General features: G+C 49.3%; 26 protein-coding genes. 8 read left to right on the forward strand and 18 right to left on the reverse strand.

Annotated elements, in window-relative coordinates; all coding sequences use genetic code 11:
* Positions 1–14: 14 nt before the first annotated feature.
* Together BWM17_RS07375 and BWM17_RS07380 are read right to left on the reverse strand one after the other, a co-directional pair.
* Positions 15–332, reverse strand: a complete 318-nt coding sequence (locus BWM17_RS07375; RefSeq protein WP_309493286.1) for an alpha/beta hydrolase — start codon at positions 330–332, stop codon at positions 15–17.
* Positions 307–489, reverse strand: coding sequence for a hypothetical protein (locus BWM17_RS07380; protein ID WP_309493287.1), 183 nt, complete (start codon positions 487–489; stop codon positions 307–309). Before BWM17_RS07380 ends, BWM17_RS07375 begins: the two co-directional genes overlap by 26 nt.
* A gap of 108 nt (positions 490–597) precedes the next feature.
* Here BWM17_RS07380 and lpdA point away from each other — a divergent pair, with 108 nt between their 5' ends.
* Complete coding sequence (gene lpdA, locus BWM17_RS07385; RefSeq protein ID WP_309493288.1) at positions 598–2,004, forward strand: dihydrolipoyl dehydrogenase; 1,407 nt, start codon at positions 598–600, stop codon at positions 2,002–2,004.
* An 82-nt stretch (positions 2,005–2,086) separates the two neighbouring features.
* A complete protein-coding gene (locus tag BWM17_RS07390; protein WP_309493289.1) occupies positions 2,087–3,283 on the forward strand; it encodes a dihydrolipoamide acetyltransferase family protein in 1,197 nt (398 codons plus the stop codon).
* Between the two features lie 94 nt (positions 3,284–3,377).
* Here BWM17_RS07390 and BWM17_RS07395 read toward each other — a convergent pair whose 3' ends face one another.
* The 7 genes from BWM17_RS07395 to BWM17_RS07425 all read right to left on the reverse strand — a co-directional run bounded on the left by BWM17_RS07395 (position 3,378) and on the right by BWM17_RS07425 (position 11,215).
* Positions 3,378–4,382, reverse strand: a complete 1,005-nt coding sequence (locus BWM17_RS07395; protein ID WP_342766510.1) for an alpha-ketoacid dehydrogenase subunit beta — start codon at positions 4,380–4,382, stop codon at positions 3,378–3,380.
* Between the two features lie 15 nt (positions 4,383–4,397).
* Positions 4,398–5,348 carry a thiamine pyrophosphate-dependent dehydrogenase E1 component subunit alpha gene (locus BWM17_RS07400; RefSeq protein WP_342766511.1) on the reverse strand — a complete coding sequence of 317 codons (951 nt, stop codon included), beginning with the start codon at positions 5,346–5,348 and terminating at the stop codon, positions 4,398–4,400.
* 173 nt (positions 5,349–5,521) lie between these two features.
* Positions 5,522–6,964: a trimethylamine methyltransferase family protein gene (locus tag BWM17_RS07405; protein WP_309493292.1), complete on the reverse strand. Its 1,443-nt coding sequence runs from the start codon at positions 6,962–6,964 to the stop codon at positions 5,522–5,524.
* A gap of 3 nt (positions 6,965–6,967) precedes the next feature.
* Positions 6,968–7,627 carry a corrinoid protein gene (locus BWM17_RS07410; protein ID WP_309493293.1) on the reverse strand — a complete coding sequence of 220 codons (660 nt, stop codon included), beginning with the start codon at positions 7,625–7,627 and terminating at the stop codon, positions 6,968–6,970.
* Positions 7,628–7,662: 35 nt separating this feature from the next.
* The gene (locus BWM17_RS07415) at positions 7,663–8,439 is read right to left on the reverse strand and encodes an SDR family oxidoreductase (RefSeq protein ID WP_309493294.1); all 777 of its coding nucleotides are present in this window, start codon (positions 8,437–8,439) and stop codon (positions 7,663–7,665) included.
* Between the two features lie 10 nt (positions 8,440–8,449).
* The gene (locus BWM17_RS07420) at positions 8,450–10,732 is read right to left on the reverse strand and encodes a xanthine dehydrogenase family protein molybdopterin-binding subunit (RefSeq protein WP_309493295.1); all 2,283 of its coding nucleotides are present in this window, start codon (positions 10,730–10,732) and stop codon (positions 8,450–8,452) included.
* A 6-nt stretch (positions 10,733–10,738) separates the two neighbouring features.
* Entirely contained in the window at positions 10,739–11,215 is a 477-nt protein-coding gene (locus BWM17_RS07425) for a (2Fe-2S)-binding protein (protein WP_309493296.1), read from the reverse strand.
* A 307-nt stretch (positions 11,216–11,522) separates the two neighbouring features.
* Between BWM17_RS07425 and BWM17_RS07430 the strand changes: the two genes are divergently transcribed.
* From BWM17_RS07430 to BWM17_RS07450, 5 genes are all read left to right on the forward strand, one after another.
* Positions 11,523–12,371, forward strand: coding sequence for an FAD binding domain-containing protein (locus BWM17_RS07430; protein WP_309493297.1), 849 nt, complete (start codon positions 11,523–11,525; stop codon positions 12,369–12,371).
* 38 nt (positions 12,372–12,409) lie between these two features.
* Positions 12,410–12,625 carry a hypothetical protein gene (locus BWM17_RS07435; RefSeq protein WP_309493298.1) on the forward strand — a complete coding sequence of 72 codons (216 nt, stop codon included), beginning with the start codon at positions 12,410–12,412 and terminating at the stop codon, positions 12,623–12,625.
* A gap of 84 nt (positions 12,626–12,709) precedes the next feature.
* Positions 12,710–14,230: an ABC transporter substrate-binding protein gene (locus BWM17_RS07440; protein WP_309493299.1), complete on the forward strand. Its 1,521-nt coding sequence runs from the start codon at positions 12,710–12,712 to the stop codon at positions 14,228–14,230.
* Between the two features lie 27 nt (positions 14,231–14,257).
* A complete protein-coding gene (locus BWM17_RS07445) occupies positions 14,258–15,172 on the forward strand; it encodes a sugar ABC transporter permease (RefSeq protein ID WP_309493300.1) in 915 nt (304 codons plus the stop codon).
* The gene (locus BWM17_RS07450; RefSeq protein ID WP_309493301.1) at positions 15,173–16,051 is read left to right on the forward strand and encodes a carbohydrate ABC transporter permease; all 879 of its coding nucleotides are present in this window, start codon (positions 15,173–15,175) and stop codon (positions 16,049–16,051) included. It begins immediately after the preceding gene.
* A gap of 203 nt (positions 16,052–16,254) precedes the next feature.
* Here the strand turns inward: BWM17_RS07450 and BWM17_RS07455 are convergent, their stop codons facing one another.
* The 8 genes from BWM17_RS07455 to BWM17_RS07490 form a co-directional block, all read right to left on the reverse strand.
* Positions 16,255–17,349: an ABC transporter ATP-binding protein gene (locus BWM17_RS07455; RefSeq protein WP_309493302.1), complete on the reverse strand. Its 1,095-nt coding sequence runs from the start codon at positions 17,347–17,349 to the stop codon at positions 16,255–16,257.
* An 88-nt stretch (positions 17,350–17,437) separates the two neighbouring features.
* Positions 17,438–17,917, reverse strand: a complete 480-nt coding sequence (locus tag BWM17_RS07460; RefSeq protein WP_309493303.1) for an SRPBCC family protein — start codon at positions 17,915–17,917, stop codon at positions 17,438–17,440.
* Between the two features lie 140 nt (positions 17,918–18,057).
* The gene (locus BWM17_RS07465; RefSeq protein WP_309493304.1) at positions 18,058–19,002 is read right to left on the reverse strand and encodes a type II secretion system F family protein; all 945 of its coding nucleotides are present in this window, start codon (positions 19,000–19,002) and stop codon (positions 18,058–18,060) included.
* A 7-nt stretch (positions 19,003–19,009) separates the two neighbouring features.
* On the reverse strand, positions 19,010–19,924 hold the full coding sequence (locus BWM17_RS07470; protein WP_309493305.1) for a type II secretion system F family protein: 915 nt from the start codon (positions 19,922–19,924) through the stop codon (positions 19,010–19,012).
* Positions 19,921–21,693, reverse strand: coding sequence for a type II/IV secretion system ATPase subunit (locus BWM17_RS07475; protein ID WP_309493306.1), 1,773 nt, complete (start codon positions 21,691–21,693; stop codon positions 19,921–19,923). The genes BWM17_RS07470 and BWM17_RS07475 overlap by 4 nt, the downstream gene beginning before the upstream one ends.
* Before the next feature lie 42 nt (positions 21,694–21,735).
* Positions 21,736–22,764 (reverse strand): hypothetical protein, encoded by a 1,029-nt coding sequence (locus tag BWM17_RS07480; RefSeq protein WP_309493307.1) that lies wholly within the window; start codon positions 22,762–22,764, stop codon positions 21,736–21,738.
* A gap of 14 nt (positions 22,765–22,778) precedes the next feature.
* Positions 22,779–23,252, reverse strand: coding sequence for a hypothetical protein (locus tag BWM17_RS07485; RefSeq protein ID WP_309493308.1), 474 nt, complete (start codon positions 23,250–23,252; stop codon positions 22,779–22,781).
* 98 nt (positions 23,253–23,350) lie between these two features.
* Positions 23,351–23,884, reverse strand: a complete 534-nt coding sequence (locus BWM17_RS07490) for a hypothetical protein (RefSeq protein ID WP_309493309.1) — start codon at positions 23,882–23,884, stop codon at positions 23,351–23,353.
* 209 nt (positions 23,885–24,093) lie between these two features.
* Here BWM17_RS07490 and BWM17_RS07495 point away from each other — a divergent pair, with 209 nt between their 5' ends.
* Positions 24,094–24,876: a lipoate--protein ligase family protein gene (locus BWM17_RS07495; RefSeq protein WP_309493310.1), complete on the forward strand. Its 783-nt coding sequence runs from the start codon at positions 24,094–24,096 to the stop codon at positions 24,874–24,876.
* A gap of 9 nt (positions 24,877–24,885) precedes the next feature.
* Here the strand turns inward: BWM17_RS07495 and BWM17_RS07500 are convergent, their stop codons facing one another.
* Complete coding sequence (locus tag BWM17_RS07500; RefSeq protein WP_309493311.1) at positions 24,886–26,091, reverse strand: dihydrolipoamide acetyltransferase family protein; 1,206 nt, start codon at positions 26,089–26,091, stop codon at positions 24,886–24,888.
* Positions 26,092–26,099: the final 8 nt, after the last annotated feature.

Raw genomic sequence — 26,099 nt, forward strand, 5'->3', positions numbered from 1 at the left:
CTGTCGAGAAATCTTCAGGACAAAGCTTGAAGGGATGTAAGTTCAGATAGAGTTTCCAAGTTTACTCCCATTTTCTCCGCTACATCTCCCCAAACTTTGAATAACAGTTTTGTAGCTTCATCCATTTTGCATGCAGAGCAACTTATGATCAGCTTCTCAAGTTTTTCAGGGTACTTTAAGGCAAATTGCATAGCGACCATTCCTCCCATAGAAGCCCTGTGAACGTGGGTTCTAGGAATATTCAGAGCCTCCAGTAGGCCCTTAAGATCGTCGGCCCAAAGTTCTATGGAATATTCTTGCAAAGGTCTATCTGAAAGGCCGAACCCTCTCATGTCGTAATTCAATAATCTTAAACTTTTTTCGCAGCAAAGGAGTAATGGCTGCGAAGTGTTCATGGCCTAAGCCTAATCCATGAACTTGAACGAGGGTTTCTCCTTTTCCTTCGAACTCATACCATAAGTTAACCTCGTGCACTTTAATTTTCGGCATACGAATCACCTTCAGCCATCTGAAACTTTATGCAACTTAATTTCTATTATCCAAGAGAAAAACCTTTATTCTAAAAACTGTTATGAAGCGTGAAGTAGGTGGGGTTTCATGGCCTCAATCTTAGAAGCAGATGTCACTGTTCTTGGTGGAGGCCCGGGAGGTTATGTGGCAGCTATCCGTGCGGCTCAACTGGGCGGAAAAATTGTTCTAGTAGAAAGGGACAGAGTAGGAGGCACGTGTCTAAATAGAGGATGCATCCCAACTAAGGTTCTGATGACCTCCGCCGAAATAATATACATGTTGAAGAAAGCAAAAGATTTCGGAATAACTGTTCCTCAGCCTTCCATAAATCTTCTCGCCTTACAAAAACAGAAAGAACACGTGGTGGGGACGTTGGTGAGAGGTGTGGAGGCTCTTCTCAGACATAACGGCGTCACGCTTCTTCGAGGTTTTGGAAAACTTCTCAGCTGCGAAGAGCTTGAGGTCGTGGGATCCAACGGCTCCGCCATTAGAGTGAAATCCAAAAAATTCATCTTAGCTCCCGGTTCCCGTGCTCCAGATCCTAGAAGTCTAGGTTTTGAGGGAGAGGGCGTTCTCAACACTGATGAGGCATTGGAGTTGGAGGACGTGCCTCGAAGCTTGTTGGTGGTGGGAGCCGGGCCTTCCGGCTTGGAGTTTGCTTGTATTTTCAGGCACCTAGGCTCGGAAGTCACCGTGGTGGAAATGATGCCTCAAATCTTACCAGGGGAGGATGGCGAAGCTGCATCCCTGCACAGGCAAACGTTGGAGAGGGAGGGAACTAAAATTTACACCGAAACCAAACTTAAGGAAATCCGCGAAACAGGGAACGGGCTCTCTATGAAAGCCGTGTTGATGACAGGCGATGGTGAGAAAGAGGTAGAAGCAGAGATAGTCATAGTAGCTTTCGGAAGAGTTGCCAACTTGGAAGGCATAGGCTTGGAGAAAGCTGGAGTAAAAGTTGAAAAAGGCAAAATCACCGTGGTAAACGACAAGATGGAGACCACGTCTCCCGGGATCTACGCTGTGGGAGACGCCATCGGCAGCCTCTACGCCCATCAAGCCTACGCCGAGGGAATTGTCGCTGCCGAGAATGCCATGGGCAAGGAGTCTCACATGGACGGCAAGACTGTTCCCCGCTGCGTCTTCACAATTCCGGAATTGGCAGCTGTAGGCATGACTGAAGAGCAGGCAAGGAACTCAGGTGTGAAAATCAAGGTGGGAAGGTTTCCATTCGCCTATAATGGCAGAGCCCTCACCTTGGGGAAGCCAGAGGGGCAGGTGAAGGTTATAACAGAGGAAGATACTGGAAAAATCTTAGGCGTTCACATTATTGGCCCTCATGCTACAGAACTGATAGCTGAGGCAGCTTTAGCTGTGAAATTAAACTGCACCATGGACGGATTAGCTGAGACCATTCACGCCCATCCGACACTGTCCGAGGCTTTTAAGGAGGCAGTACTGGACGCGGGAGGGAAGGTTCTTCACAAAATTTGAACCGGCTTTCGAATAGGCCTAGGTGGGAAAGCTTAATTGTTCTTCCCCGCTTTAAATAGGGCGTGCTGGAAGGAGAGAGCTTATGCCTGCTAGGGTTCTCATGCCGAAGCTAGGTTTGACGATGAAAGAAGGCACTGTCGTTAAATGGCTTAAAAAAGAAGGGGACACCGTTGAAAAAGATGAACCTCTTGTTGAGATCGAAACAGAAAAGATATCCCACACTATCCAAGCTCCAGCATCAGGAGTGTTGCTAAAAATCCTAGCCCCCTCTAGGACTATTGTTCCCATCGGCCGAACGATTGGGTTTGTAGGCGAAATTGGAGAGCCGTTGCCCCCTGTGGAGGAGGCTCCCCCTGCACCTGAGAAGCCTACTGTTGAAGCCAAGCCATTGGCGCCGTCGACTCCACCGTCTCATCCGACGGGCGCTCCCCCTAAGGCTTCGCCTAGGGCTAAGCTGTTGGCTAAGGAGAAAGGAGTAAATCTAGCTGAAGTGGTGGGCTCCGGTCCGGGAGGAGTAATCTTAGAGAAAGATGTGCTCAAGCATCTTGAAGAGGTTAGGTATAGAACCCAAGCCGGGTTAAAGGTAAAGCAGATAATTCCCATGTCGGAGAAGAGGAGGGTTATCGCAAAAAGGATGACTTCCAGTCTCCAAACCATGGCCCAGCTTACCATCACCATGGAGGCTGACGCTACGGCTCTTCAGACTTTCAGAAAGAAAATGGTGGAAGAAGCTGAAAAAACAGGAGTCCGCATAACCTACACGGACATATTGGTCAAAGTCGCTGCAAAGACTTTGGAGGAATTTCCCCTCTTCAACGCAGTGTTGGAAGACTGGGAGATAAAACTCATTGAAGAAATAAACGTCAACGTAGCTGTGGCAACGGAAGCAGGGCTTACAGTTCCTGTCATTAAAGATGCGGACAAGAAATCTTTGACAGAGGTCTCCCTGAACTTGAGAAGTCTTGTGGAGAGGGCTAAACAGGGAACTCTAACTGTGGAAGATGTGAGCGGGGGGACCTTCACCATCACAAATTTGGGCATGTTTGAAGTCGACGTCTTCACTCCCATCATCAACCCGCCGCAGACAGCTATCCTAGCCGTGGGGAGGATTGTGGAAAAACCTGTGGTGTCCGGAGGAGCTATCGTAGCCAAGCCTATGACGACTTTGAGCCTTACCTTTGATCATAGAGTGATCGATGGAGACGTAGCCGCGCGGTTTCTCCAGAGAATAAAAGAAATACTTCAGAATGAAAACATGTTGACCGAGATTTGTAGATAAATGGCAGACAGCTTTTTTCCCTGCTTGTATACTAAAAACCGAATTCAAGCGCCTATCTCCTGTAATTGCAGCGGATCATTTTCGCTTATGCCTATTACTTTCCCACGACTTCCCTTACAGTTCGGATTAGGCTTTGGGTACTCGGTATAATGGTGCTCTCAAGGATGGGGCTGAAAGGTATGGGTATGTTGGGTGTTGCAATCCGCTTGATAGGAGCCTCCAGCTCAAAAAAGGCTTCATCGGCCACGAGGGCAGCCACCTCCGAGGCGAAGCCGCATCTTTCTCGGTCTTCGTCCATGATTATCAGACGACGAGTTTTCCTTACAGATTTGAGAATGGCCTCCTTGTCTAGAGGGACCAAAGTTCTGGGGTCGATAACCTCCAAGCTGATTCCTTCCTGAACCAGTTTTTCAGCTGCCTCCAGAGCTTTGTGAACCATCAAGCTCACGGCTACAACCGTGACATCTTTTCCTTCCCTTTTAATGTCCGCTACCCCAAGAGGTATAGTATAAGCTTCTTCCGGAACAGGCTGCCTCCCAGCTGTGGGAAGCCTATAGGTTTCTGATACGCCTAAGGATTTATGCTCCAAAAATATCACCGGGTTGTCATCCCGTATGGCTGAGATAAGTAAACCTTTAGCATCGTAGGGTGTAGACGGGACCACGACCTTCAACCCTGGAGTGTGCGCAAACATAGAGTAAAGGCATTGAGAGTGATGAGCGGCTGCCGAGACCCCTGCGCCTATGGACGCTCTGATCGTTAAGGGAACTTTAACTTGCCCACCGAAGATATAACGAGTTTGAGCTATCTGGTTGAGGATCTGGTCCATAGCTAACCCGATGAAGTCAGCAAACATTAAATCCACTACAGGTCTCAGCCCCGTGATCGCAGCGCCGAAGGCGATGCCGGTGAAGGCTGCCTCCGAAATGGGGGTATCCCTCACTCTCTCGGGGCCGAACTTTTCCAGTAGGCCATGAGTGGCGAAGAAAGCGCCTCCATAGAGGGCTATATCTTCACCCATAATGAAGACGGTTGGATCTCGTTCCATTTCAAGCTTTAAGCCGTCGTTTACAGCCTCATGAAGGGATAACTGTCTCACCATCTACCAGTCACCTCAATAGAAATCCTCCACAAAAATATCCTTGAAAGCGTCTTTAGGCAGTGGGTCCGGGCTTTCCTCAGCGAATTGCACAGCCTCTTCAACAATTTTCTTAGCTTTCGAACTGATGTCCTCGGCTTCTTTTTCAGTTAAGACGCCTGCCTCCATTAGCTTTTTCTTAAAGTTTAGTATCGGATCCTTTACAAGCCAACGTTCCAACTCTTCTTTGCTTCTGTACATGAGAGGGTCTCCCTCAAAATGCCCTCTGTACCTATATGTCTTACATTCTATCAGTGTTGGGCCTAGTTTCTCTCGAGCCCTCTGGACTGCTTCTTCTGCAGCCTTGTAGACGGCTAAGACATCCATGCCGTCAACTGTAAGGCCGGGGATATCGTAGCCTAGAGCTCTCTTGGACAGGTCTTCGATGGAACAACTGTACTGCGACTGTATCTTCGTAGGTCTTGTGGGAAGGGAGGTAGCGTACAAATTGTTTTCCACAACAAATATTACCGGAAGCTTCCAAACAGCAGCTATGTTAAAGCACTCCTGAACCACCCCCTGATTTATGGCTCCGTCTCCAAAAAAAGCTACAGCCACCTGGTCCGTGTTTCTGATCCTAGCGGAGAGAGCGGCTCCCACAGCCCAAGGGACGCTGGCTCCGACCACAGCACTTGCCCCCAGAACGCCCACCTCCAATTCAGCGAGATGCATAGAACCTCCCTTACCTTTGCAGCAACCTGTAGCTTTACCATAAAGCTCAGCCGTCATCTTTTTCATATCGCAGTCTTTGGCAATACAGTGCCCATGCGCTCTATGAGTGCTCGATATATAGTCACTTTTCTTAAGGTTCGCGCATACACCCACGGCTATTGCCTCCTCTCCAATGTAGAGGTGGACAAAGCCCGGAAGCTTGCCGGCAGCGAATATTTCGCCTATTTTTTCCTCATAAACTCTTATCAGGACCATTTTCTCATAGAGGCCGATGAGTTTCTCTTCAGGCAGAGAAAATGAGGACAAATTCTAATCTTCCCTCCAAAATTCAAAAACCATCCTTTAGAACTTATTGAATATTATTTATTAATATTTTTAATTTCTAACCATTTATCTGCTGAGTTAAATTTTCATCAAAAACGGATCTCTCACACTTTTATTTGGTACTTTTTTTGTAGTTCCGCTATTTTTTGTTCCACTTCTCTCGGAAGGGGTTCAGGTTTATGGGTGCTTAAAATTTCTTCTACTTTCTCATGGGCTCTCTGAGTAAAAGATTTTGATCCCAGTTCCATCCATTTTTCTCGTCGATGTTTTTCGAAAATGCCGTCTTTTCTAGGTCGATGTTCTTTCGCGTACCAGTTTAAGGTATGCCGCTGATCGAGGAAATGTCCTACCCGTCTTTTTCCGTCAATCTTCCTGCAGACTTTTTCGATCACTTCTACGGCTAAAGTGTCTGAATTTACTTCAATTCCGTCCAGTATGCGCTGAGTAGCTGTCACCATGTCATCTAAGAGAAGCAATAATTCGTTGTTGAAAGCGCGGGAGGAGTCTAGCCCATGGGTTACAACCAGTCTGCTTCCGCCCAACATCTGAGTTAGAAGCAGAAAGCCAAGCTCATAGCTTTCCTGTAAGTCCAGCAGTTTGGAGTCAGGTATGACAGGTGTCACGATGGGTATTCCTAGGTACTCTTCTATCTGACCGATGGCGCATGCGTAAAGAAAGTTTCCATGAGACGCGAAATTGACGGCGCCTGTTTTCTGGTCGAAGGTTTCATGCACATCAACCCATATGATGGGCATTCCCCTGTTCAACAACTGCAGAACGACAGCCCCGCTCAGAAACTCAGCCATCTTCTGGGCGATGTCTCCGGCGACCGTCACCGGACCTGTGTCTCCCATGGGAGCCTCAGTGGATATGGCGGGAATAATTCCCCACCTAGCGGTCGCCTTGAGCATAGCGCATCCTTCTTTATTCCAGATGAGAGGTGAGATGCAACAGTAGTTGACCGTCAGCAGTGGCCTCCTTTTCAGCTCATCCTCACCGCCAGCCATCTCCACGGCCAGCTGGTAGGTCGGCTCGACGGATTTGGGTTCAAAATTGATGACGCATACGGGTTTTGTGGTGTTGCGGATGCCTAATATGAAATCGCCGAACATGTACATGTCTTCGAATTCAGGTATCATGGAAAGCATCCAAACGCCGTTTACTGTGCTGAGGTGGTCGCAGAGTCTGACAAATCGCGCCACATCATCTTTCGTCGGAGTTCTGTAAGTGTTGGATACGCAGTCAAAATAATTGTAAGAAACTAAAGGGATAATGTATGGGTATTTCTGCCTTCCAACTTGCATGTCACAAGACGGATTCCTGCCACATAAGGTGACTTCTTTCGGTGTGGAATTTAAACAGTCTCTAACCAGCCACTCCGGAAAATACACTATCCTGTTGGAGTCTACATCGCAGCCGTTATTCGCGAGAAGCTTTATGATTCCCTCATCTTCTATGTTAACCCCCACCTTTTTAAGCAGATATAAGGCGGTGGTGTAGATGGTGTCTAATTCTTCTTTTCCAAGAACCTTAAGTCTCGGCTTCACCTTCTACCGTCTCCCAGCCTCGCAGATTTCTCTTATTATTCTTACTCCCTCAGAGGCGTCCACAGCGTAGAAGTCGCACCCAATTTCCTCTGCCCACTCTCTGTCCGTTGCTCCGCCTCCTATGATGGTTTTGACCTTCTCTCTAATTCCTGTCTCCTTCAATTTTTCTTCGATTATTTTTTGCTGAGGTCTTGAAGTTGTCAGAAGAGCTGAAGAAGCAACTATGTCGGCGTTAACTTCAGCAGCCTTTCTGGCGAAATTTTCAGCCGGCTGATCTATTCCGATGTCGTGGACTTCAAACCCTGAAGCCTCCAGTAGAGCTTTGACAATGTCTTTTCCTATGTTGTGAATGTCTCCTTTCACGGTTCCTATAACTATCACTCCTTTAGGTTTACCTGCCTCCGTTTTTGATTCCAGTATTTTCCGCTTAACTATTTCAACTCCTGCGATGCAGGCATTAGCCGCCAACATCAGCTCTGTCAAGAATATTTTTTCTTCACCGAAGAGGTTGCCGACCTCTGTGATGGCTTTAGCCAGCCCTTTGTTCATGACTTCTAGGGGGCTAAGTCCGCTTTCCAAAGCTTCCTTGACGAGTTTGGCCACGGCTTCTTCATCGTAGTCTAGAATGGCTTTTCGTATGGATTCAAAAAAATTAACAGCCATATTTCATTTACCTGTCCAAGATTATTGCGTGAAGATCAGCCGGTTTCGCCGCCTGCGAAGGGCCCATAACCCAGCGTGATACCTCCGTCGATAACCAGTATCGCTCCTGTCATGTAGGTGGAGTCGTCTGAGGCGAGATAGACGGCGAGTTTGGCTATTTCCTCAGGTTTTCCGAATCTTCTCATGGGATTGGCTTTTATGAGTTTCTGGAGAAGTTCCTCCGGTACGGATTCCATGAGCATAGGGGTTTCAACTTGCCCGGGACAGATGCAATTAACCCGGATATTATACTTAGCATAGTCTATGGCCATGCATTGAGAGAGATCGATCACACCCGCCTTGGAGGCACAGTAGGCGGAGTATTGAGCCCCACCTCTTAAGCCTGCTATGGAGCCTATGTTGATTATCACTCCACCCCCATGTTTTACCATATCTGGAAGTGCTTGTTTAGAGCATAGGAAGACTCCCTTCAAGTTTACGTCTAAGCATTTATCCCAAGCTTCTTCGGAAGTGTCCAGTACACTTCCAGCGATGCCTACACCCGCATTGTTCACGAGAATGTCAACTCTTCCATACTTTTCTATGCAGGTATCTACAAGCTTCTTTACGTCAGAAGACTTGGATACGTCGGCTTCGACGAAAGTTGCCTCCCCTTCCGCTTTTGAGATCAGCTGAACGGTTTCTTCTCCGCCTTTCCGGTTGATATCGGAAACCACAACCTTTGCTCCTTCCTGAGCGAATGTGAGAGCTATGGCTCTGCCTATCCCGGAGCTTGCTCCAGTTACTATGGCTACTTTACCTTTCAATTTCATGAAACTTTCCTCACCTTTTTCTTAAAGCTTCCATTATTTTTTCCGGCGTTATGGGCAGTTCTTTTATTCTCACCTTTACAGCATTGTAGACGGCGTTGGCTATGGCTGGGGCGCTGGTGACCATGCCGCTTTCGCCGACACCCTTTTGCCCTAGAAGAGTCACCGGGTCGATGGTTTCCACTATCAGGGATTGGATGTCTGGGAGGTCCGCTGCGGTGGGAATCTTGTAATCTGTGAAGTTTGGGTTAAACGGGTGGCCTGATTCAGCATTATAAACAAGGCCTTCAAAGAGGCCGTAGCCTATTCCTTGGGCTGTTCCTCCTTGAAGCTGCTGTTCAACGATTTCAGGATTCAAAGCCCGGCCCACATCGTCTGCGGTCACATATTTAACAAGTTTCACATGGCCGGTTTCAGGCGAAACCTCCACAAGCACAGCGTGGGCTGCGAAGCCGTAAGTGGCGCAGCAGTTCCCGCAGCCGTTCTCGTCAAAGGGCACAGAGGGGGGGTCGTAGACGCCTCTTCCTATGATAGGGCCTACTATTCCCCTTTTCTTGGAGAAGTAGGCGGTGGAGGCAACCTCCCCTACCGTCACGGCTCTATCTGGGTCGTCTTTGACGAAGATTTTTCCTCCTCCCACCTCCAAGCTCTCGGAGGGTGTCTCCAGAATTTCAGCCGCCACCTCCAGCATCCTTTTTTTAGCGTCTGCCGCAGCGAGTTTGACGGCGCTGCCAGCCATAGTAGCAGACCTGCTTCCCCAAGCACCTAGGCATGGTGGAGTGGCGTCAGTGTCCGCGGCTACAACGGAGATATTTTCCATCGGTATTCCTAACTCCTCAGCGACTATCTGTGCTAGAACGGTGTAGAGGCCTGTTCCAAGGTCACAGGAACCTGTGAACAGCATCGCCGTGCCGTCTTCGTTAACCTGCACGATGGCTGAAGAGTAGTCGGCGTCGAATCCCGGAAGCCACTTTCCACCGGTCCAAGTCATGGCGCAGGATACACCTATTCCTTGGTTGGGCTTCAGTTTCTCCCTTCCCACAGCCTCCAAGGCTTTTGTCAGGCATTCCTCTATGCCGCAGCTGTTTATTATCAAGCCGTTGGCGGTGGTGTAAGGGAGGTCCTCGGGCTTTATCAGATTAATCCTTCTGAATTCCACAGGGTCCATTCCCATTTCGTGAGCGGCGATGTCCAGCAGAGACTCTCTGGCAAAGGTAACCTGCGGGTTGCCGAATCCCCGAAATGCCCCGGAGGGGGCCTTGTTGGTATACACTATGTAGCTGTCGATCCAGAGATTGGGTATCTTGTAAGGCCCCACGGTGAAAGCCTGTGCCATGTAGGCGACGCCAAGCCCAAAACTAGCGTAGGCACCCGTGTCCAAGATCGCTCTATTTCTCAGCGCTGTGATTTTCCCGTCTTTCCCCACGCCTATTTCCATTTCCATGATCATGGGGTGACGTGTTCTGGTGAGCATCTCCTCCTCTCTGCTGAGCACCATCTTCACAGGTTTCCCCGTCTTCATGGACAGTAAAGCAGCGCAGGCATCTAACGGGTAGTCGGACTTTATGCCGAAGCCTCCCCCCATCCCTTCAGGCTTGGTGACTCTGACCTTACTCTCCGGTAGGCCTAGGGTGCCGGCGAGGTCTAGTCGAAGGATGTGGGGAGTATGGGTGCTGGACCAATGGGTCAGTTTACCGCTGACAGGATCGTAGTGAGATAGGGCGCAGTGAGGTTCTATAGGTGTGGGAGACTGTTTTGAGGTGACAAATCTTTCCTTGAACACGCGGTCAGACTCTTTGAATCCCTTTTCCACATCTCCAGCTCGAAGCTTTGCGTGATGGGTGTTATTCTTCACTCCATCATGTATTTGCGGTGCACCGGGTTTCATGGCTTCCTCCGCATCGTAGACAGCCGGTAAGACCTCATACTTTACATCTATCAGCTCTACAGCTTCTTCAGCTACATCCTCGCTTACAGCTGCCACAGCAACTATTTCGTCCCCCACATGGCGAGCTTTGTCCTTTAAAACGTATTCGTCCTTTATCGTCGTCGGCCCGCTGGGTTTGGTTTTGGCGATAACTTCTTGGGGGGTTAAAATCGCTTTAACTCCAGGGAGCCTTTCCGCTTTACTGGCATCTACGCTGAGCACCTTGGCGTGAGGGTAGGGGCTTCTGAGAATTTTACCCCACAACATGCCGGGAACAAAAAGGTCTTCCACATACTTGCAGGCGCCGGTAACCTTCGAAACAGCGTCTATTCGCTGCACTCGTTTACCTATAAACCTAAATTCTTTCATGGAGAATTAACCCTTCCTCATCCTCTCCGCTGCTGCGGAAATAGCGTCGATGATTTTCGTGTAGCCCGTGCATCTGCAGAGGTTTCCTTTAACGTACTCTCTTATCACTTCCCTTGTAGGGTTCGGGTTCTCTTCCAGTAAAGCCTTCGCCACGAGCACAAAGCCGGGTGTACAGTAGCCGCACTGGATTGCGCCTCGCCTTACGAACTCTTCCTGCAAGGGATGCAGTTTTCCGCCTTTACCTAGCCCTTCTATGGTTAAGATATTTCTACCATCTACCGCCACTGCCAGAGTCAAACAAGATAGCACAGGTTCCCCGTCAACCAGCACGGTGCAAGCGCCGCACTCGCCGCTTCCACAGCCGTATTTCGCTCCTGTTAATCCTAGGTCATTCCTCAAAACTTCCAGCAAAGTTTTATGAGGATCTACCGAGACTTCGCAAACCTCGCCGTTGACGTTCAGCTTTATAAGACTTTTCGCCAATAGCTCTTTTACCCCAGAAGCTTCTACGGTTAGAAGCGAATTTAAGCTTTTCGAGAAATTGATTTTACCTCCGGGTCCGTCGATTTAGAAATCCGTCTGACAAACTAAACAGCCCATTAGAAATTAGTGCGTCAATAAGACCCGCAGAAATGTTTCTCCGATTAAACACTGTTCCACTTTTCTGACCCTGCAGTGCAAGTGCTGGGCTTGAAGGGGGGGTCTTAATCTTTAAATACCAAGCTTCACGAAACCTCTAATAATCGGTGCAATTCACTTGACCACCAGAACTTTAAGCAGGTTTGAGTATTTGGAACCGAGGTCGGTGCAGGAGGCTGTTCGACTGCTTGCCGAGCATAATGGGGAAATTAAAGTTTTAGCCGGAGGCACTGATTTGCTGGTTTCTATGAAACTGAGGAGGCTGAAGCCCAGATACTTGGTTAGCATTATGAAAATTCCAGGGCTTCAGGGGATGAGTTTCAACCCTGAATCAGGTTTACGCATCGGGGCGGCGACGACCATACGCAGTTTAGAGCGATCAGCTCTGATAGCTCAGCATTATCCTCTGCTCAGCGACGCCGCCAAGTCTTTTGCCTCGGTTCAGGTTAGGAACATGGCTACCTTAGGAGGAAACATTTGCAGCGCTTCCCCCGGAGCCGACTTTGCCACTTCCCTCTTAGCTTTGAACACTCAGGTGAAAATCGTTGGACCTGATGGTGAACGCACCGCATCCCTAGAAGGGTTCTTCACCGGACCGGACCGATGCGCTTTCAGGCCTGATGAGATTCTGACAGAGTTCCTCATTCCTTCACCTAAGCCTAAAACTGGAAGCGCTTTCATGAAGTTGGGCCGGGTGAGCATGGATCTTGCAAAAGTGAACGCGGCGGTCGTCCTCACGGTGGACGGAGATTTCTGCAAGGATGTGAGCATCGCCTTGGGAGCAGCGGCTCCGACTCCTATGAAAGCTAGGAAAGCTGAGGCGGTGTTAAGAGGCCGGAAGCTTACAAATGAGGCTATAGAGAAAGCTGCTCAAGCAGCCTCAGCTGAAGCCCAACCTCGAACCAGCTTCAGATCCACCGCCCAATACAAGCGAGAGGCGATAAAAGTCTTGGTGCGACATTGCTTGATGCTGGCTTTTGAGCGAAAACCGTCTAAGTAATGCGAATTTACACTTCACAACTGTTCGGTGGGAACAAATTGAGGATTCGCCTTGTCGACTCGTCGACCAACACCAGTAGAATCGTAACCTCCCGAAAAGAGTTGGAGGAAACCATTGGGCGGAGGGTCTGCTGGCTGGCTTTAAAAGAGCCTAGCGGCTACCGGAAGGTTTACTTGCATGAAGTAACGAGATTGGAAAACGAAGAAGAAGTCTACCTCATGTTTCCGGTGAGAGGGGGAACAACTGAGATTTAACTAGCTCGGCATAGAAGTGTTAAAAGCACTCTATCAAAAGACTTTTATATCCATATTGTAGGAATATAAGACAAGGTGTCTGTTTTGTCTTCGGAAAAAAATGTGAGTCAATCGCGTAGATCTGCCATGAAATACGGTGCAGCCGCCGTGGTTGCGGCGGTGGTGGCTGGTGTGGGCGGTTACGCCGCCTGGCAGGCTACAAGGCCGGCTCCAGCCCCCACACCGACGCCTGCACCGACGCCTACGCCGACGCCCACACCCACGCCAACACCGGCGCCCACACCGACTCCCACCCCAACACCGACGCCTACACCCACTCCCGCGCCTGTCCGTAAGATTGATTTCGACATCCCCCCCGACGCCATAGTGGAGCCTATCTATCTCAACACATGGCCGTTTAGGCCTGACATCGTCCGCGAAAACACGGAGCGGTTCAACGAGCAATATGGAGAAAAGGCGGAGATGGTGGAGATCACCGGTGACTATCACGCCATAATGACATCTAAGCTTCAAGCAAAAGCACCACTGGACATATTCTACGGGTCCCTGTACCATCTCGCCCGGTATGCGTCTGCAGGATGGCTTGAATACATCGACGACCTTCCAACTCTGGAAGACTACAAACGGGACGTCTACCCCAAGTACCGGGAAGCCCACTACGACCCGATGACAGGCCATTATTATGGCTTAGTCTACTACGATGGCTGGAGAACCCTCCTGACCAATCAGGCTATCTTGGAAGAGGCGGGGATGGCCGACGACTACCCGAGAAACTGGGACGAAGTCTACGAAAATGCTAGGGAATTAAAGCGGCGGGGATACACCGATACTCCTCTCGGGCTATGGTGGCAAGCTGATTGGTGGATTGGCGCCGAGCAGTTTGCGGCTGAACATCTGAACGAAGGCTTCACCCTCATCGACGAAAATTTTGAACCTGCCTTCGAGGGAACGGACTACATCTTGCAACGGTGGAAGGACGCTTACGATGAAGGCCTCGTCCCCAAGGAGCTGCCCGCCATGAGCTGGGGTGACTACTTCACCTTCCTGTTGAGCGGAAAAGCCGCCTACTTCTACACGGAATCCTACAACATAGCCGTCTTCAACGACCCGGCTAGGTCTCCCTATGCGGGAAAGTGCAGCCTAGTGCCCAGTACACCTAAGTACATCTTCGGCCACACCAAAGGAGGCGACGCTTACCTTGTGGCAAAGAGACCTCGCGACGATGTACAGCTCTCCCGGGTCTTCAGATTCCTGTCCTACCTAGGCTACAGGGATAAATTTGGGGAACTCTATGTTTCGAAAAGGTGGAACCTAGAGTCCTACTTGTCATCGGTGTTCCCTGAAGTAAACGAAGACCCTGAAGTTGTAGCAAAGTTTGTAAATAAAGCCACAACCTACAGAGGCGAAGTAGACTACGAACGCTACACTTACGGATTTGCAAACGCCCCTTACATCCACTGGTGGAAAGCTTTCTGGGCTATCGACTTCATCATCAAAATCGTGGAAAGAGTACCCCGAGCGATATTGGGCGAAGTATCCATCCCTGAAACAGTGGAAGCGCTCAGAAACGACGTTATTAGCCTCAAAAAGATGTACGGCATGTAACTGTCAAATGAGGAAGCTAGTACAGGGATGAGGAAGCCGCAGCGATCGAAGCCCAGAGTTACAAGCGACCAAACCTTTGCGATATACCTACTCCTCCCCCTAATTTTTTTCACTATGGCACTGGTCATCTATCCACTGTCTTACTCGTTATGGTTATCGTTTCAAGAGCAAATTTGGATTGGAGGCTTACGCTATGTCTTCGGCGGATTAACCCAGTATGCTAAGGCTTTGAAAGACCCCCTATTTATCAACTCGATCCCCATAACTTTTCGGTTTGTCGGCGAATCAGTCACATTAGCTGTGCTGATAGGGTTAGGCATAGCCTTAGCGTTAAATCAGCCTCTCCAAGGGAGAAAGGTAATAAGAGCTTTAATCCTCCTCCCTTGGGCCATCTCAGAATTTGCAACAGGAATAATATGGTCTTTCGTCTACAAGAGGGATGTAGGTCTTCTAAACGCCATGCTGAAAGCTTTAGGGATCATCGAAAGCGACATCGTGTGGATAACCCCCAAGTTTGCCATCGAAACCGTCTCCATAGCCTTCGCGTGGCATATGGCCCCCTTGGCAGCGTTCTTTTTCCTAGCAGGACTGCAGTTCATTCCCACGGACCTCTACCGTCAGGCTCGAATCGACGGAGCCGGTGTTGTCCGCCGCTTCTTAAGCGTAACACTTCCTCATTTGAAGTATTCTATGCTGGTGATAACTATTCTCATCACGGTGATGACAGCTAGAAGCTTGGACACTATTTTGACCTTGACGGGCGGCGGGCCTGGGTTCGCATCCAGCACCTTCACCAACATCGTGTATGTGAGAACCTTTAAGGAGTTGCAGTTTGCATACGGGGCTGCTTTATCGTGGTATGTCATTCTCATCGTCGTTATCTTGGTGATTGTGATGTTCATGTTAATGACCAAGGGATTTGCTCGTGGGGGGAGACGGTAAATGGCAAAAGGGAACCGTGCGCTGCTTTACTTTGCCGTCATCATAATTGTACTCTGGAGTTTCATGCCCATCTACTGGATACTGAATTTGTCCCTTCAATTTGAAAGCACCATATATGCTACACCTACAAACCTAGCCCCCCTAAAGCCGACTGACTACTGGTACCGCCGCATACTCCAACTTCCTGTGGAAGAAATTGAGATGGCAGGAGCTAGCGTAGGGGCTATGACAGCGGAGCATATTGGGCGAGGTTTGAAGAACAGCATACTTGTGGCTCTCCCTGTTTCTGTCATCGCAACAGCGGTAGGTTCCCTCTCAGGGTACGCTTTTGGTAGATTGAAGTTTAAATTTAAGAACGGCTGGCTAGTCATGTTACTAGCGTCCCAAGTACTACCTCCCGTCGCCGTGGTGCTACCGTTTTTCATCTTCTTCCTAACCCTAGGGCTTCTAGGAACTCTCCACGGTCTCATGATCATCTACCTCGGCATGTTGATACCTCTTGTAACTTGGGTTTTGCTAGGTTTTTTCGCAGGTCTTCCTCTAGAGATCGAAAGAGCCGCCAGAATCGACGGCTGTGGAAGACTGGAAGCCTTAAGAAAAATTGTTCTCCCCATGGCCGCGCCCGGCATAGTTGCAGGGTGGGTGCTAGCTTTCATCACAGCCTATAATGAATTTATGTACGCGTGGATACTGACCACCGGCAGCTTCGCTCAGACTCTTCCCCCAGCCATAACCGGGCTGTTTTTCCAAGATACAGGGGTGCCAGAGATGAGCGCCGCTGTCATGCTATCACTGTTACCCGTGCTCGCTCTAGGCCTCGTCCTGCAAAAGTATATTATGCAGTTGAGAATAGTGGACCCCGTAACCGTCGTTGCCTAAAATACTGTTTTTTCCGCTTCAAAGCCAAGTCCCCTGTAATAAAAAATCTAAAAAGAAACATAGGCTATGCTCTAAAGTCTTAAGCTGAAACGCTCATCTCGAGAACACTAGTATCTCCAATACTCTCAAAAATTCAAAACTAATTGTAATCGTTAAATGGCTTAAAAAACTTTGACGGTAGATGAAAAATGTTTTCTACGATTTTAGACGATAAGTTTCTCCGTCTTTCGGTCGTAGACGTGTATCTTGGCGATATCGATCTTAGCCCATACCTTTTCTCCAAGAGAGGCTTTAAAGGTCGGAGGACATACACTTTTCACTATTTGTCCGCCAACCGTAAGGTCGACGATGGTTTCGGTTCCTAAGGGTTCCACAGCATAAACCTCCGTTTCAAAGGAATCATCGCCGAGCCGTTGCTTAGACACGGAAATGTTTTGCGGTCTCACGGCTAGGATGAGGTCAGAGGTATTCCCGTGTTCTTTCACAAGGGCCGCTACATCACTGGGTAGACTTAGGGAAAACTCGGAGGTCTTCAACTTCGTCTTTTCTTTCTCTTCCATCAAGCTACAGTGGAAGAAGTTCATAGGCGGGCTGCCGATAAACCCCGCGACAAAGGTATCCGCTGGCTTGTCGAAAATTCGAATAGGCTCATCCAGCTGCGCCACTTTTCCCTTGTTCATGATGGCTATTCTATCCGCCATGGTCATGGCCTCCACTTGGTCGTGAGTTACGTAGATAGTGGTAGTCTTCAAAGTCTTCTGTAACCTGATGAGCTCCGCCCTCATAGCAACCCTAAGCTTTGCATCGATGTTAGAAAGAGGCTCGTCTAGGAGGAAGGCCTTAGGATTTCTTACGATGGCCCTAGCCAATGCAACCCGTTGTCTTTCACCGCCGCTCAGCTCGTAGGGCTTTCTGTCGAGCAAGGATTCTATGCCGAGCATTTGCGCTGCTTCCATAACTTGCTTCCTGATTTTGTCGCTGGGAACCTTTCGCACCATAAGAGGGAAGGCAATGTTACGGTAGGCAGTCATGTGGGGGTAGAGGGCGTAGCTTTGGAAAACCATGGCTACATCTCTTTTCTCCGGAGGGACCTCATCGACTTTCTCATCGTCAAAATAGACGCTCCCTTGGTCTTGCCTTTCTAAACCTGCAATGATGTTGAGTGTTGTGCTTTTTCCACAGCCTGACGGCCCTAAAAGGACAAAGAATTCTTTATCCTTAATCTCTAAACTTATATTGTTAACAGCTATAACGTTTCCGAATCTTTTAACGACATTTTCTATTGTAATTTTGACCATATGAACTCACTCGGTTTTAGCGCTCCAAGGGCCTTCTAGCAATAAGTTCTATCGGTCTGAAATATTAGTCTTTCTTCTTCTATATAACTTAAAATGCAGAGTAGGCCGAGGGATTTCTTTCCATGTACCTTTTTATATTCATCAGCCATTCTTCCGTTTTCTTTTTTATTTTCTTATTCACCCACAACCAGTCTGCTACAGTACCTAAAATCCAGCCCGGCAGGTCATATTCCAAGGTTCTGGTAAGTCTAGTTCCAACAGATATGGGTTCCAACGTCCATTTGCTTACCTTAAAATTGAAGCCTGATGTAGACTTGGTATGATAAAGTCGATTTTCCACGAGGCCTACAACTTCCGCTGTCCATAACACCCTCCTCAGTTTTCCCCTTCTAGCTGAGACGCGATATTTCGTCCCAACTCGTACCGGGCCATCGGTTAACTTTTCCACGTGGAACTCCCACTTCAACGGTAACGGAACAAGGCTTAACATTTTCTTCTCATCCTTAACCAGCGAAAACACATCCTCCGCCAAGGCGGCAATCTCAATCGACAGTTTGACGAAGCCCATAGCTTCCTCTCTACCAAGAAGAGAGAGCCTACCATTGAAAAAAGTTCGCAGTGTACATCCCAGTGCCTTTATACAGGTGTTTGCATGCGGCTAACTCGAGACATCCATTAGCTGAGGGGCGAGTAGTTCCGCTATGTCTTTTAGAGGAAGCTGAAAACGGTGAAGCTTATAGTACAAAGTATGGTTGAATGGAGGAAGCCGTTCTTGATGGAGCCGGTGCTCATTTTTCCTCCAGCCAGCCCTGAGAAGACACCTTCCACCATCGTCATGTAAAAGAAGATGGGGGTTATGATTTCCTTTGAAGCTATGGGTGCGCCGAATCCGCCGAAGGACTCCATGCCAGCTAAGCCGGGGATTCCCAAGGAGACATTGAAGAATTGTGTTGAGAGGAAGTAGGCAGTTATGAGGAAAACGAAGAATGAGATGTATATTACCCCTATATATGGCTTCATCTGCATCATCCTTTTCCTCTCTTGTTTTTGAATCTCCCTGATGTGGCGGGCGATGGTTTCGATGCTTTCTTGAATGTCTCCTCCAGTTCGGCTGGCAGCCTGTATCATGAAGGCGGTGCGTCTAGCTAGAGGTGTGTCGCATCGTTCAGCAAACATTTGAAGCGCCTTGTCGAAAGGAACCCTCCAAGAAAGTTGAGCCACCAATTTTTTCAGCTCTCTAGTCAAAGGACCGTAGTTATGTTCTGTGGAGACTTCTATGGCTCTTATGAGGGTCATGCCCACGGAGCCTGCTTCCGCTATCTCCTGCAACAGGGTGGGTAGGTTGTTATCTATGGCGTTTTTACGTTTGCTTTCGCGATGAAAGTAGATGGACGGAGGGATGAAAGCTGAGATCACTCCAAGGGCGATGAAGCGGTCTAGGGTTAGGGAAGCCGTATGCCCAAAAAGGGTTAGCGAAGGAGGATTGTGAGCTGTGAGAATCCCCATCAGAAAGTTTAGTGTAAACCAGGAACTAGAGAGGCTTAACATCATCCATATTGCTCTGCGCTTCGGTTTTCTCCCAGAAAACTTAGCAGGCTTATCTGCTGATTTTCTCGCCTTCAGTTTCCAGAAAGGGTTTAGGTTTATTCTCATTAGCAGTTCACCCCTTCGGCTGAATGATGTCTATGAGAAGAATGTAGAAAGCCGCCAGCACGGGAATGATCAAAAAAGTTAGGAGGTACATAAGTTGGACGAGGTCGAATCCGGCCAGCGACCCTCCTATGGAAGCCATGATGGAGAGCATTATTATTGCAAGAAGAGGAAAAGCCGTAAACAGGAGCACATAGGTCTCGGCTAGCATCCCCAAAACATTGAGAAACTGCTGTATTCCCATGTTTCTCCAAGCCAGAAGCTGCTTGGTCACCGTCAGGAAAAACTTCTTGACGTCGCCCCCGGTTCGAATGGTGGAGGCAAGCCCCTTCAACAGATTCATATACAAGGGGGAGGGCGCCCTTTCCGCTTCATGCTCCAAAGCCGAAAGGATATTGTAGCCCAATAGATCCATCTTTCCGATGATGGACCTCATTTCCTCGGATAAAAGTATGTCAGGGTCAGCGTTCGCAGCGGAACGTATGATCTTCTCAGGAGGGACACCGGCGCAGGACAACACAGACATGTAGCTTGCAGTGATGGGGAGAAACTGTTCCACCCGTCTTTTACGCGCATTGGCATTGAGAGACGGCAACTCATACAGAAGTAGAAAGACGCAAACGCCGATGACGAAAGGCCCTAAGAAGACAACTGCAAAGGAGGCACCTTGAAAGGGGAGCAGAACCTGCAAGAGGGAAGGCGCTAGAAGGTTGAGGGTGAAGAAAACTCCGAAGCTTCCTACCACCGACAAGAAGGTGAGGAAGAATATCTGGCAGAGATATGCCTTAAAGCTTACTTTCATATCAGCTCGGGCTAGATCCAGTTTAAGTTTGTTGAACAAAGGGTAGATTGGGCTAAGTTTCTTTCCCAGAAGCTTGTAGCTGAAGTATGGAAGAGATCGGCTGATTCTTCCATGGGCTTTCACTGAGCCTTCTCCCCCCTTTCTATCTTTTTCATCAGCATAGAAGGATTCAAGTAGTAGGATCGGATGATCTCCACCACGTCCTTGTAGTTGTTAACGCGGTTTTTCACCATCCATTCGAGGACTTTCCGCCTGTTCTCTAACTCGCGTTCTATCTGCTCGTAGCTCATCCCCCTTTCATTCACAAGCCTGTCGAGAAAGTCGCTTCGCCCGGAGTAAACATGAGAGTCGGTTCTAGGATTCCATGTGAAAATGTCGCGGGTTATGATCTCCTTGGACACAGGGTCTAAGCCTAGGATCTCTGTAACCTTGATTATTCTTCTGACGGATTTGCCCCCTAAGTTAACTCTTGCCTGAACGACGATGAACCCCAGCGTCGCTATCAGCGACCTCGGTATGTTCATTGGCTCACTCTCCAGCCGGTGCACCGCCGCCTCAACAGAGTCCGCATGTAAGGTTGAAAGACCGCCGTGGCCTGTTGCCACCGCTTGGGCTAAAGTGTAAGCCTCCGAGCCTCTGACCTCCCCTACGATGAGGTAGTCGGGCCTCTGCCTCATGGCGTTTTTCAACAAGTCGAAGAGAGTTATCTCCGACTGTCTGCCGCTTACACCAAATCCTGTTCTCACAACGGAGGGAAGCCAGTTTTCATGGGGCAGCTGCAGTTCCGCTGTGTCCTCTATGGAGATGATTTTTAAGGTCGGCTTTATGAACATGGATAACATGTTGATGGTAGTAGTTTTACCTGAGGCTGTTCCTCCAGCTACTAGGATCGACGCCCTGTTCTCTATGACGTACCAGAACCAAGCAGCAAGCTCAGCTGATAAGGTGTTGCTGAGGATGAGGTCTGTTACGGTCAGAGGATTTTCGCGGAATTTTCTTATGGTGAAGGAGGAGCCTCTACGGGTGACTTCCTTCTCGTAGGTTACCTGCAGTCTACTCCCATCTGGCAGGGTGGCATCCACCACGGGTTGAGCTATAGATACAGCTCTCTTGGTTATGTCCGTCAGCTTCACTACGAATCTGTCCAGCTCTTCCGGTGTTGAGAACACTACGTTTGTGGGTATGGACTCGTATTTTCTATGCCAGATGTAGACGGGTAATCCGTGGCCGTTGCAAGATATGTCCTCAATGTAAGGGTCTTGCATGAGAGGGTCGATCTTGTCGTATCGGATGAAATCTCGGAGAATGTAGTACTTTACTTTATCCAAGGTCTCCGGGCTGAGTTTCATGCGATACTTTTCAACTAGCTTCTCAACCTGATCTATCAAATACTGTTCAGCTTTCTCAACCGATCCTATCTTTCTTACGTCCACATCTAGTTCGTCGATCAAAAGTTCCTTTATCTCCTCAAGCTGCCACCTTTCCGTTTCCATGAGAGAAGGTTCGATTACCCTGTATTTTATCTGGCCTGAGCTCTCTTTGACTATCTGAACCCGCGCCAGCCCTCCCTTTAGTTCATACTGCTCTATCAGGGAAACGTTAGGCTCGTTTGGTTCTGGTAGCTCAAGGGGTTCCGTTTTCTTTTTCTGTCTTCTTACTACCTCCTTGTATAGCTTTTCGATGGAGCTTTTCCATAAATGATCCGGCATGATGATAACGGCTTCAGATAACTCCTCGGAAGCCAGTACAGCTTTCAGATCCTTTTTCAGCATCGCCTTTCCATCTTTACCGAATCTCTTTTTGTAGATGGATTCAAGTTCACGGTATAGACTGTCAGCCTTCTTCCCACCCCTCAGAATATTCCACTTTCCGAGACTCATCTTCATAACCATCTGCCCTATTCCTCCTGCAGATGAAGATGGAGGGTGATGTTTTCAAGTGGTTCTAATGGCGACAAAAGGTATGGTCACCCCCATCTGCTCCCCGTTAACCTCGTAGTAGAGTCCTATGAAAACGATGTAACGGGTGCTGCTGGAGAGATCACGGGGAGTATCTCCTCCCATCTCCGTGGCGCTGAACTTAACTATCAGCGGCGGACCACCTGCTTGATAGTCTCCCTGCGCATTGGGCAGCAAAATGTAAGGGTCATTATCTTCATCGTAGGACACAACACCGGGAGTTCCCCCGGGATAGTCGGTAAGGGGGCTGACGATGAAGAAGGCTTCTGGAACAGGGTTACCGGACTCCTTAAACTCCATGGCATAGAACACGCTCTGTTTGAGAAGTTTCAACTCATACGGGCCTATGTTGGTGAGTTTCACATACCACACCAAAGGCGTGGCACCCGGGACTACCCACCCCGGAGCAGGGGTAGTCTGGCTTGGCGAAGTATAATTAACCGAGGTATAGGTTAGGTCGAGCCTGATGGGGCCCAGGTTAACTTGACTTGCCCAAACTGCACTTGTCGATCGCTGGTATTCCGCTGTGAAAATTCTTCCTCTTTCGGTGACGAGTTTAACAGTGTAGAGGGCTCCGTCGTTGAGGTTTCGGTCGGTTTTCACATGAATTCTTTTCTCCAATTCACCGCTGTCCAGAAAGTTGTTGGTGATGCCGGGGACGGTCGGGGATTCCTGTTCGTCGAGAACTGTCAAAAGGTCGCTGCTGTTGCTGTAGATGTAGATCCGCGCCACTTTAACTCCGACGCCTCCAACGTTACTGACTACCACATCGAATTCGTAGCCTGCCTCTGAACTGGTGAAGTTGACGAGGGCCGGGTTTCCAAACTCTAGGTTTTCACTGAACCTTTCAGTGTCCAAGCGGTTCATCTGCTCTGTCACTTCTCTTAATGTCTCTTGCTGAACTAACATCCAGAAGATGGCGTTGAGAGATGAAACGGTAATTAACACCACAAAGATGCCGCCGATGACGGTGCTCAAACCTTGCCTGCTCTTGAAGAGCCTCACATCGGCAGCCTCCTCTACCTCGCTTCCCAGTAGACGGTGTAGGTGTTTCCTCTACTTGAGAGAATCTCTATTTCCTTAAGGGCGCTTGGAGAGACTTTTTCCGTTAACGTGACCTCCAACTTTCCCACCTGGTTCATTCCTAGTTCCAGCGGTAGTTCAGGGGTCGTAACATCTTCCTTCACGCCGTCGACGTAGACTTCCTCGATGATGAGGTGGATCGTTCCGATGTTGCGTATGTACAATTCCACTTGGTCGTAGAGGCCGTCATCGTCGCCGTCCACAAACCAGACATGTTCGATGATGAAACGTTCTTTGGCTGAGCTACTTCTGTCTGACAGGTAAAAGCTCACTTGGCTTTGGTAGGCTCCGTAGCCTGTTACAGTCCATGCGAAGAGGGTTGTGCCTACGGCGGCGACCATGGCCATGATCAAAAGGTTTGCCACGATAGTTGAAACAGCTTTGCGGCTTCTGTGGAGCGGTGGATTCATTTTTAGCCTCCCCGCACCCTCAACATGTATGTCTATGAGCATATTAATATGCTTTTTTATTTTTAGAAAAATATTCTCAAACAGTTAAAAAGCAAACCTTAGGCTTCGCCCTTAACCTCAAATATCAGAGGAGAAGTTAAGGTTCTCGCTTCAAGCTGACAGCCCAAGAGCTCCTCTAAAAACCCCAGCAAAAGGGTTGAATCAAAAAAAGGATTCTTCACCACAATAAACTTCTCCCGAAGGCTGAAATCGCCGAAGCCTAAGACACGGAGGCGTTTGAACAAGTTGGGCCAATTCTCCCTTTTTGTCGTGTCCATGCCTTGGTCGACTTGGGTGGTGTGGCGGAAGGAAGAACCTATCCTTCTTCCAGCTTCCCGCCATTTTTCCTTGGGAATGAACTCTGCGAGGATGTTGACGGTGTCCCGGCTTACGAAGGCTACGCGGCTGCTTCCGTGATAATACTCTCCTGGGTATTTCCAGTCGTAGATGGCCATACTGCGGTAGATGTCAAACATCTTGGAGATGAACGGCTTTATTCCGGGCTCCTTTCCTTCCGCTATCAGTTTTTCTAGAAATTCCCGGTCGCCTTTTTCAAGAATGATAGTGGTTCTTTTGCTTCGCTCTTCTCTCATGGTGGACCACTGGATAGCCGGAGGTCATAGGTAAGCATACATAGGCATAATATCAAATGCCTTCCACCTAAATATCCTTTTCTTCCTTCAGAAACTTCCCTGCCGACTAAGCTCTCAAGGTAGCTCTGTTCAGCTTAACAGAAAACATTAGAAAGAAGACTGATAATAATAAGAGCTAGAATTTTAAGCCATGTCCAAGGCGCCTCAAAATGGCTGAAGAATGGAGACTGGTCGACGCGGAGTTTCCAGATCCTCGCAAGAATCTAGCCCTTGAAGAAACCCTTCTGCGAGCGCTCCAAGAAAACCCAGAAGCCTCTAATACCCTTAGGCTTTGGCGGAATCCGAAGGCAGTGGTTGTGGGGCGCTTCCAGAAAGTCCCATGGGAAGTGAACGTTAAACTGTGCAGGAGGCTCAGCGTCCCTATCCTCCGGAGGTGCAGCGGAGGCGGGGCTGTATACCATGACCCAAATAACCTTAATTGGTCTCTTTTCATGAGGCTTAAAAAAGACCCTTTGGCAGCTGAGCCGGTGACAAGTTTCTTCAAACTTGCCGGCGAATGTGTTATCCGAGGGTTGAAGCGCCTTCACCTTGAGGCCTTCTTCAAGCCGCCCAACACCATCGCCGTGGCTGATGGGAAAATATCCGGCATGGCCATGTGCATCAGAAAAAATACGCTTCTTTGCCATGGAACTCTCCTAGTCGCCACAGACCTTCAAACCTTGCAAGACATATTACAGCCCAAGAAAAATGTTTCTGAGGGGGAAAAGCCGTTTACGAGAAGCAGAAGGGAAAAAGTGACTTCCCTCGAAAAAATTCTAGGGAAACCTCCCTCCATGGTAGAGGTTAGAGAAGCGTTGAGGAAAGGCGTTGAGGAAACCTTAGGCGTCAGGGTGAAGAAAGGCGATCTGACCGCTTGGGAGAGAGAAGCTTTGGAGAAAATCTGGAGGGAAAAATATTCCACGGACTCTTGGAACCTTTCCACGCCGGGTTGACGGGGTCCTTTAAAGCATGAGCAAGTAGGGGTTCTCCAGCAGTTGTTTGACCTTCTGGAGAAACAGGGCTGCAGGCACCCCGTCGGTTATCCTGTGATCGAAGACCAGCGAGAGGACTGCCGTAGATTTGATGTGAAGAGAGCCGTTCTCTACCACGGGCTTTTTCACAGCCTTGCCCATCCCTAGGATGGCGCAGTGAGGAGGATTGATAACTGGAATGAAAACTTCCACACCATATCCGCCCAAGTTGGTGACGGTGAAAGTCCCCCCGGTTAGATCTTCCAACGTCAGCCGGCTGCTTCTGGCCTTCTCCGCCAAATGGCTGATAGCCTGGGATATTTCCACCAGCGTTTTCCTGTCGGCGTTGGGGATCACCGGCGCGGTTAGGCCTTCAGACGTGTGGATGGCTACGGCGATGTTTATGTCCCTGAAAACCTTGACCTCGCCTCCCTCCAGAGACGAGTTGAGTATGGGATGGTCCTCCAAGGCCTTAGCGGCTGCCTTGACCAGTAGGGCGGTGACGGAGACTTCCTTGGAGGTTCCCACCAGCTTCAGCGCATGCTCCATGTCCACCTCCATCGTTAACGTCGCGGGAACCGTTGTGCGGAAACTGTAGGAGAGCCGCTCCGCCACCGTCTTCCTCACCCCTGAGAAAGGTATGCTCTCAGCTACCTCCGGGGCTCTGACTTCAAACCCCGTGGGCTCCAGCTGGGCTGCGGGCTTGACTTCAGGAGCCGCCTTCCCCATTTTCTTTTCCACAGCCCGAAGCACGTCTTCCCTGACTATTCTCCCACCGGGGCCTGTGCCCCTGAGGGTAGTCAGGTCTATTCCATGCTTTTCCGCAAGCTTCCGGGCGAGCGGAGAAGCCTTAACCCGCCGCTCCTCCCTCTCCAAGGTCGCTGCCGGCTTCTCACCAATGGCCGGAGCCGCAGCCTCAACCGGTGGGGGTTCGGCTGCTCCCACTTCTGGAAGCGGTTCCCCCGGCTCTCCGAGAAGGGCCATGACAGCGGCCACAGGGACGTCGGAGCCATCGCCGTAGATTATCTTTCGGAGGACGCCCGACTGGGGAGCTGCCATTTCTAGGGTGGTTTTTTCGCCTTCCACCAACACTAAGGGTTCGCCTTTCCTGACGGGTTCTCCCTCCTTCTTGAGCCATCGGATGACCTTTCCGCTCTGCATGCCGGGGTCAAACCGGGGCATCATGATCTCGTGCAAGGATGATT

The organism is Candidatus Hecatella orcuttiae (genome assembly GCF_002009985.1).
Taxonomy (GTDB): Archaea; Thermoproteota; Bathyarchaeia; order Hecatellales; family Hecatellaceae; genus Hecatella; species Hecatella orcuttiae.

Coding starts and splice junctions, on each gene's coding strand:
- BWM17_RS07375 (WP_309493286.1), bottom strand. CDS start 332: ATGAGAGGGTTCGGCCTTTCAGATAGACCTTTGCAAGAATATTCCATA.
- BWM17_RS07380 (WP_309493287.1), bottom strand. CDS start 489: ATGCCGAAAATTAAAGTGCACGAGGTTAACTTATGGTATGAGTTCGAA.
- lpdA (WP_309493288.1), top strand. CDS start 598: ATGGCCTCAATCTTAGAAGCAGATGTCACTGTTCTTGGTGGAGGCCCG.
- BWM17_RS07390 (WP_309493289.1), top strand. CDS start 2,087: ATGCCTGCTAGGGTTCTCATGCCGAAGCTAGGTTTGACGATGAAAGAA.
- BWM17_RS07400 (WP_342766511.1), bottom strand. CDS start 5,348: ATGGTCCTGATAAGAGTTTATGAGGAAAAAATAGGCGAAATATTCGCT.
- BWM17_RS07410 (WP_309493293.1), bottom strand. CDS start 7,627: ATGGCTGTTAATTTTTTTGAATCCATACGAAAAGCCATTCTAGACTAC.
- BWM17_RS07415 (WP_309493294.1), bottom strand. CDS start 8,439: ATGAAATTGAAAGGTAAAGTAGCCATAGTAACTGGAGCAAGCTCCGGG.
- BWM17_RS07420 (WP_309493295.1), bottom strand. CDS start 10,732: ATGAAAGAATTTAGGTTTATAGGTAAACGAGTGCAGCGAATAGACGCT.
- BWM17_RS07445 (WP_309493300.1), top strand. CDS start 14,258: ATGAGGAAGCCGCAGCGATCGAAGCCCAGAGTTACAAGCGACCAAACC.
- BWM17_RS07450 (WP_309493301.1), top strand. CDS start 15,173: ATGGCAAAAGGGAACCGTGCGCTGCTTTACTTTGCCGTCATCATAATT.
- BWM17_RS07455 (WP_309493302.1), bottom strand. CDS start 17,349: ATGGTCAAAATTACAATAGAAAATGTCGTTAAAAGATTCGGAAACGTT.
- BWM17_RS07460 (WP_309493303.1), bottom strand. CDS start 17,917: ATGGGCTTCGTCAAACTGTCGATTGAGATTGCCGCCTTGGCGGAGGAT.
- BWM17_RS07465 (WP_309493304.1), bottom strand. CDS start 19,002: ATGAGAATAAACCTAAACCCTTTCTGGAAACTGAAGGCGAGAAAATCA.
- BWM17_RS07475 (WP_309493306.1), bottom strand. CDS start 21,693: ATGGTTATGAAGATGAGTCTCGGAAAGTGGAATATTCTGAGGGGTGGG.
- BWM17_RS07485 (WP_309493308.1), bottom strand. CDS start 23,252: ATGAATCCACCGCTCCACAGAAGCCGCAAAGCTGTTTCAACTATCGTG.
- BWM17_RS07490 (WP_309493309.1), bottom strand. CDS start 23,884: ATGAGAGAAGAGCGAAGCAAAAGAACCACTATCATTCTTGAAAAAGGC.
- BWM17_RS07495 (WP_309493310.1), top strand. CDS start 24,094: ATGGCTGAAGAATGGAGACTGGTCGACGCGGAGTTTCCAGATCCTCGC.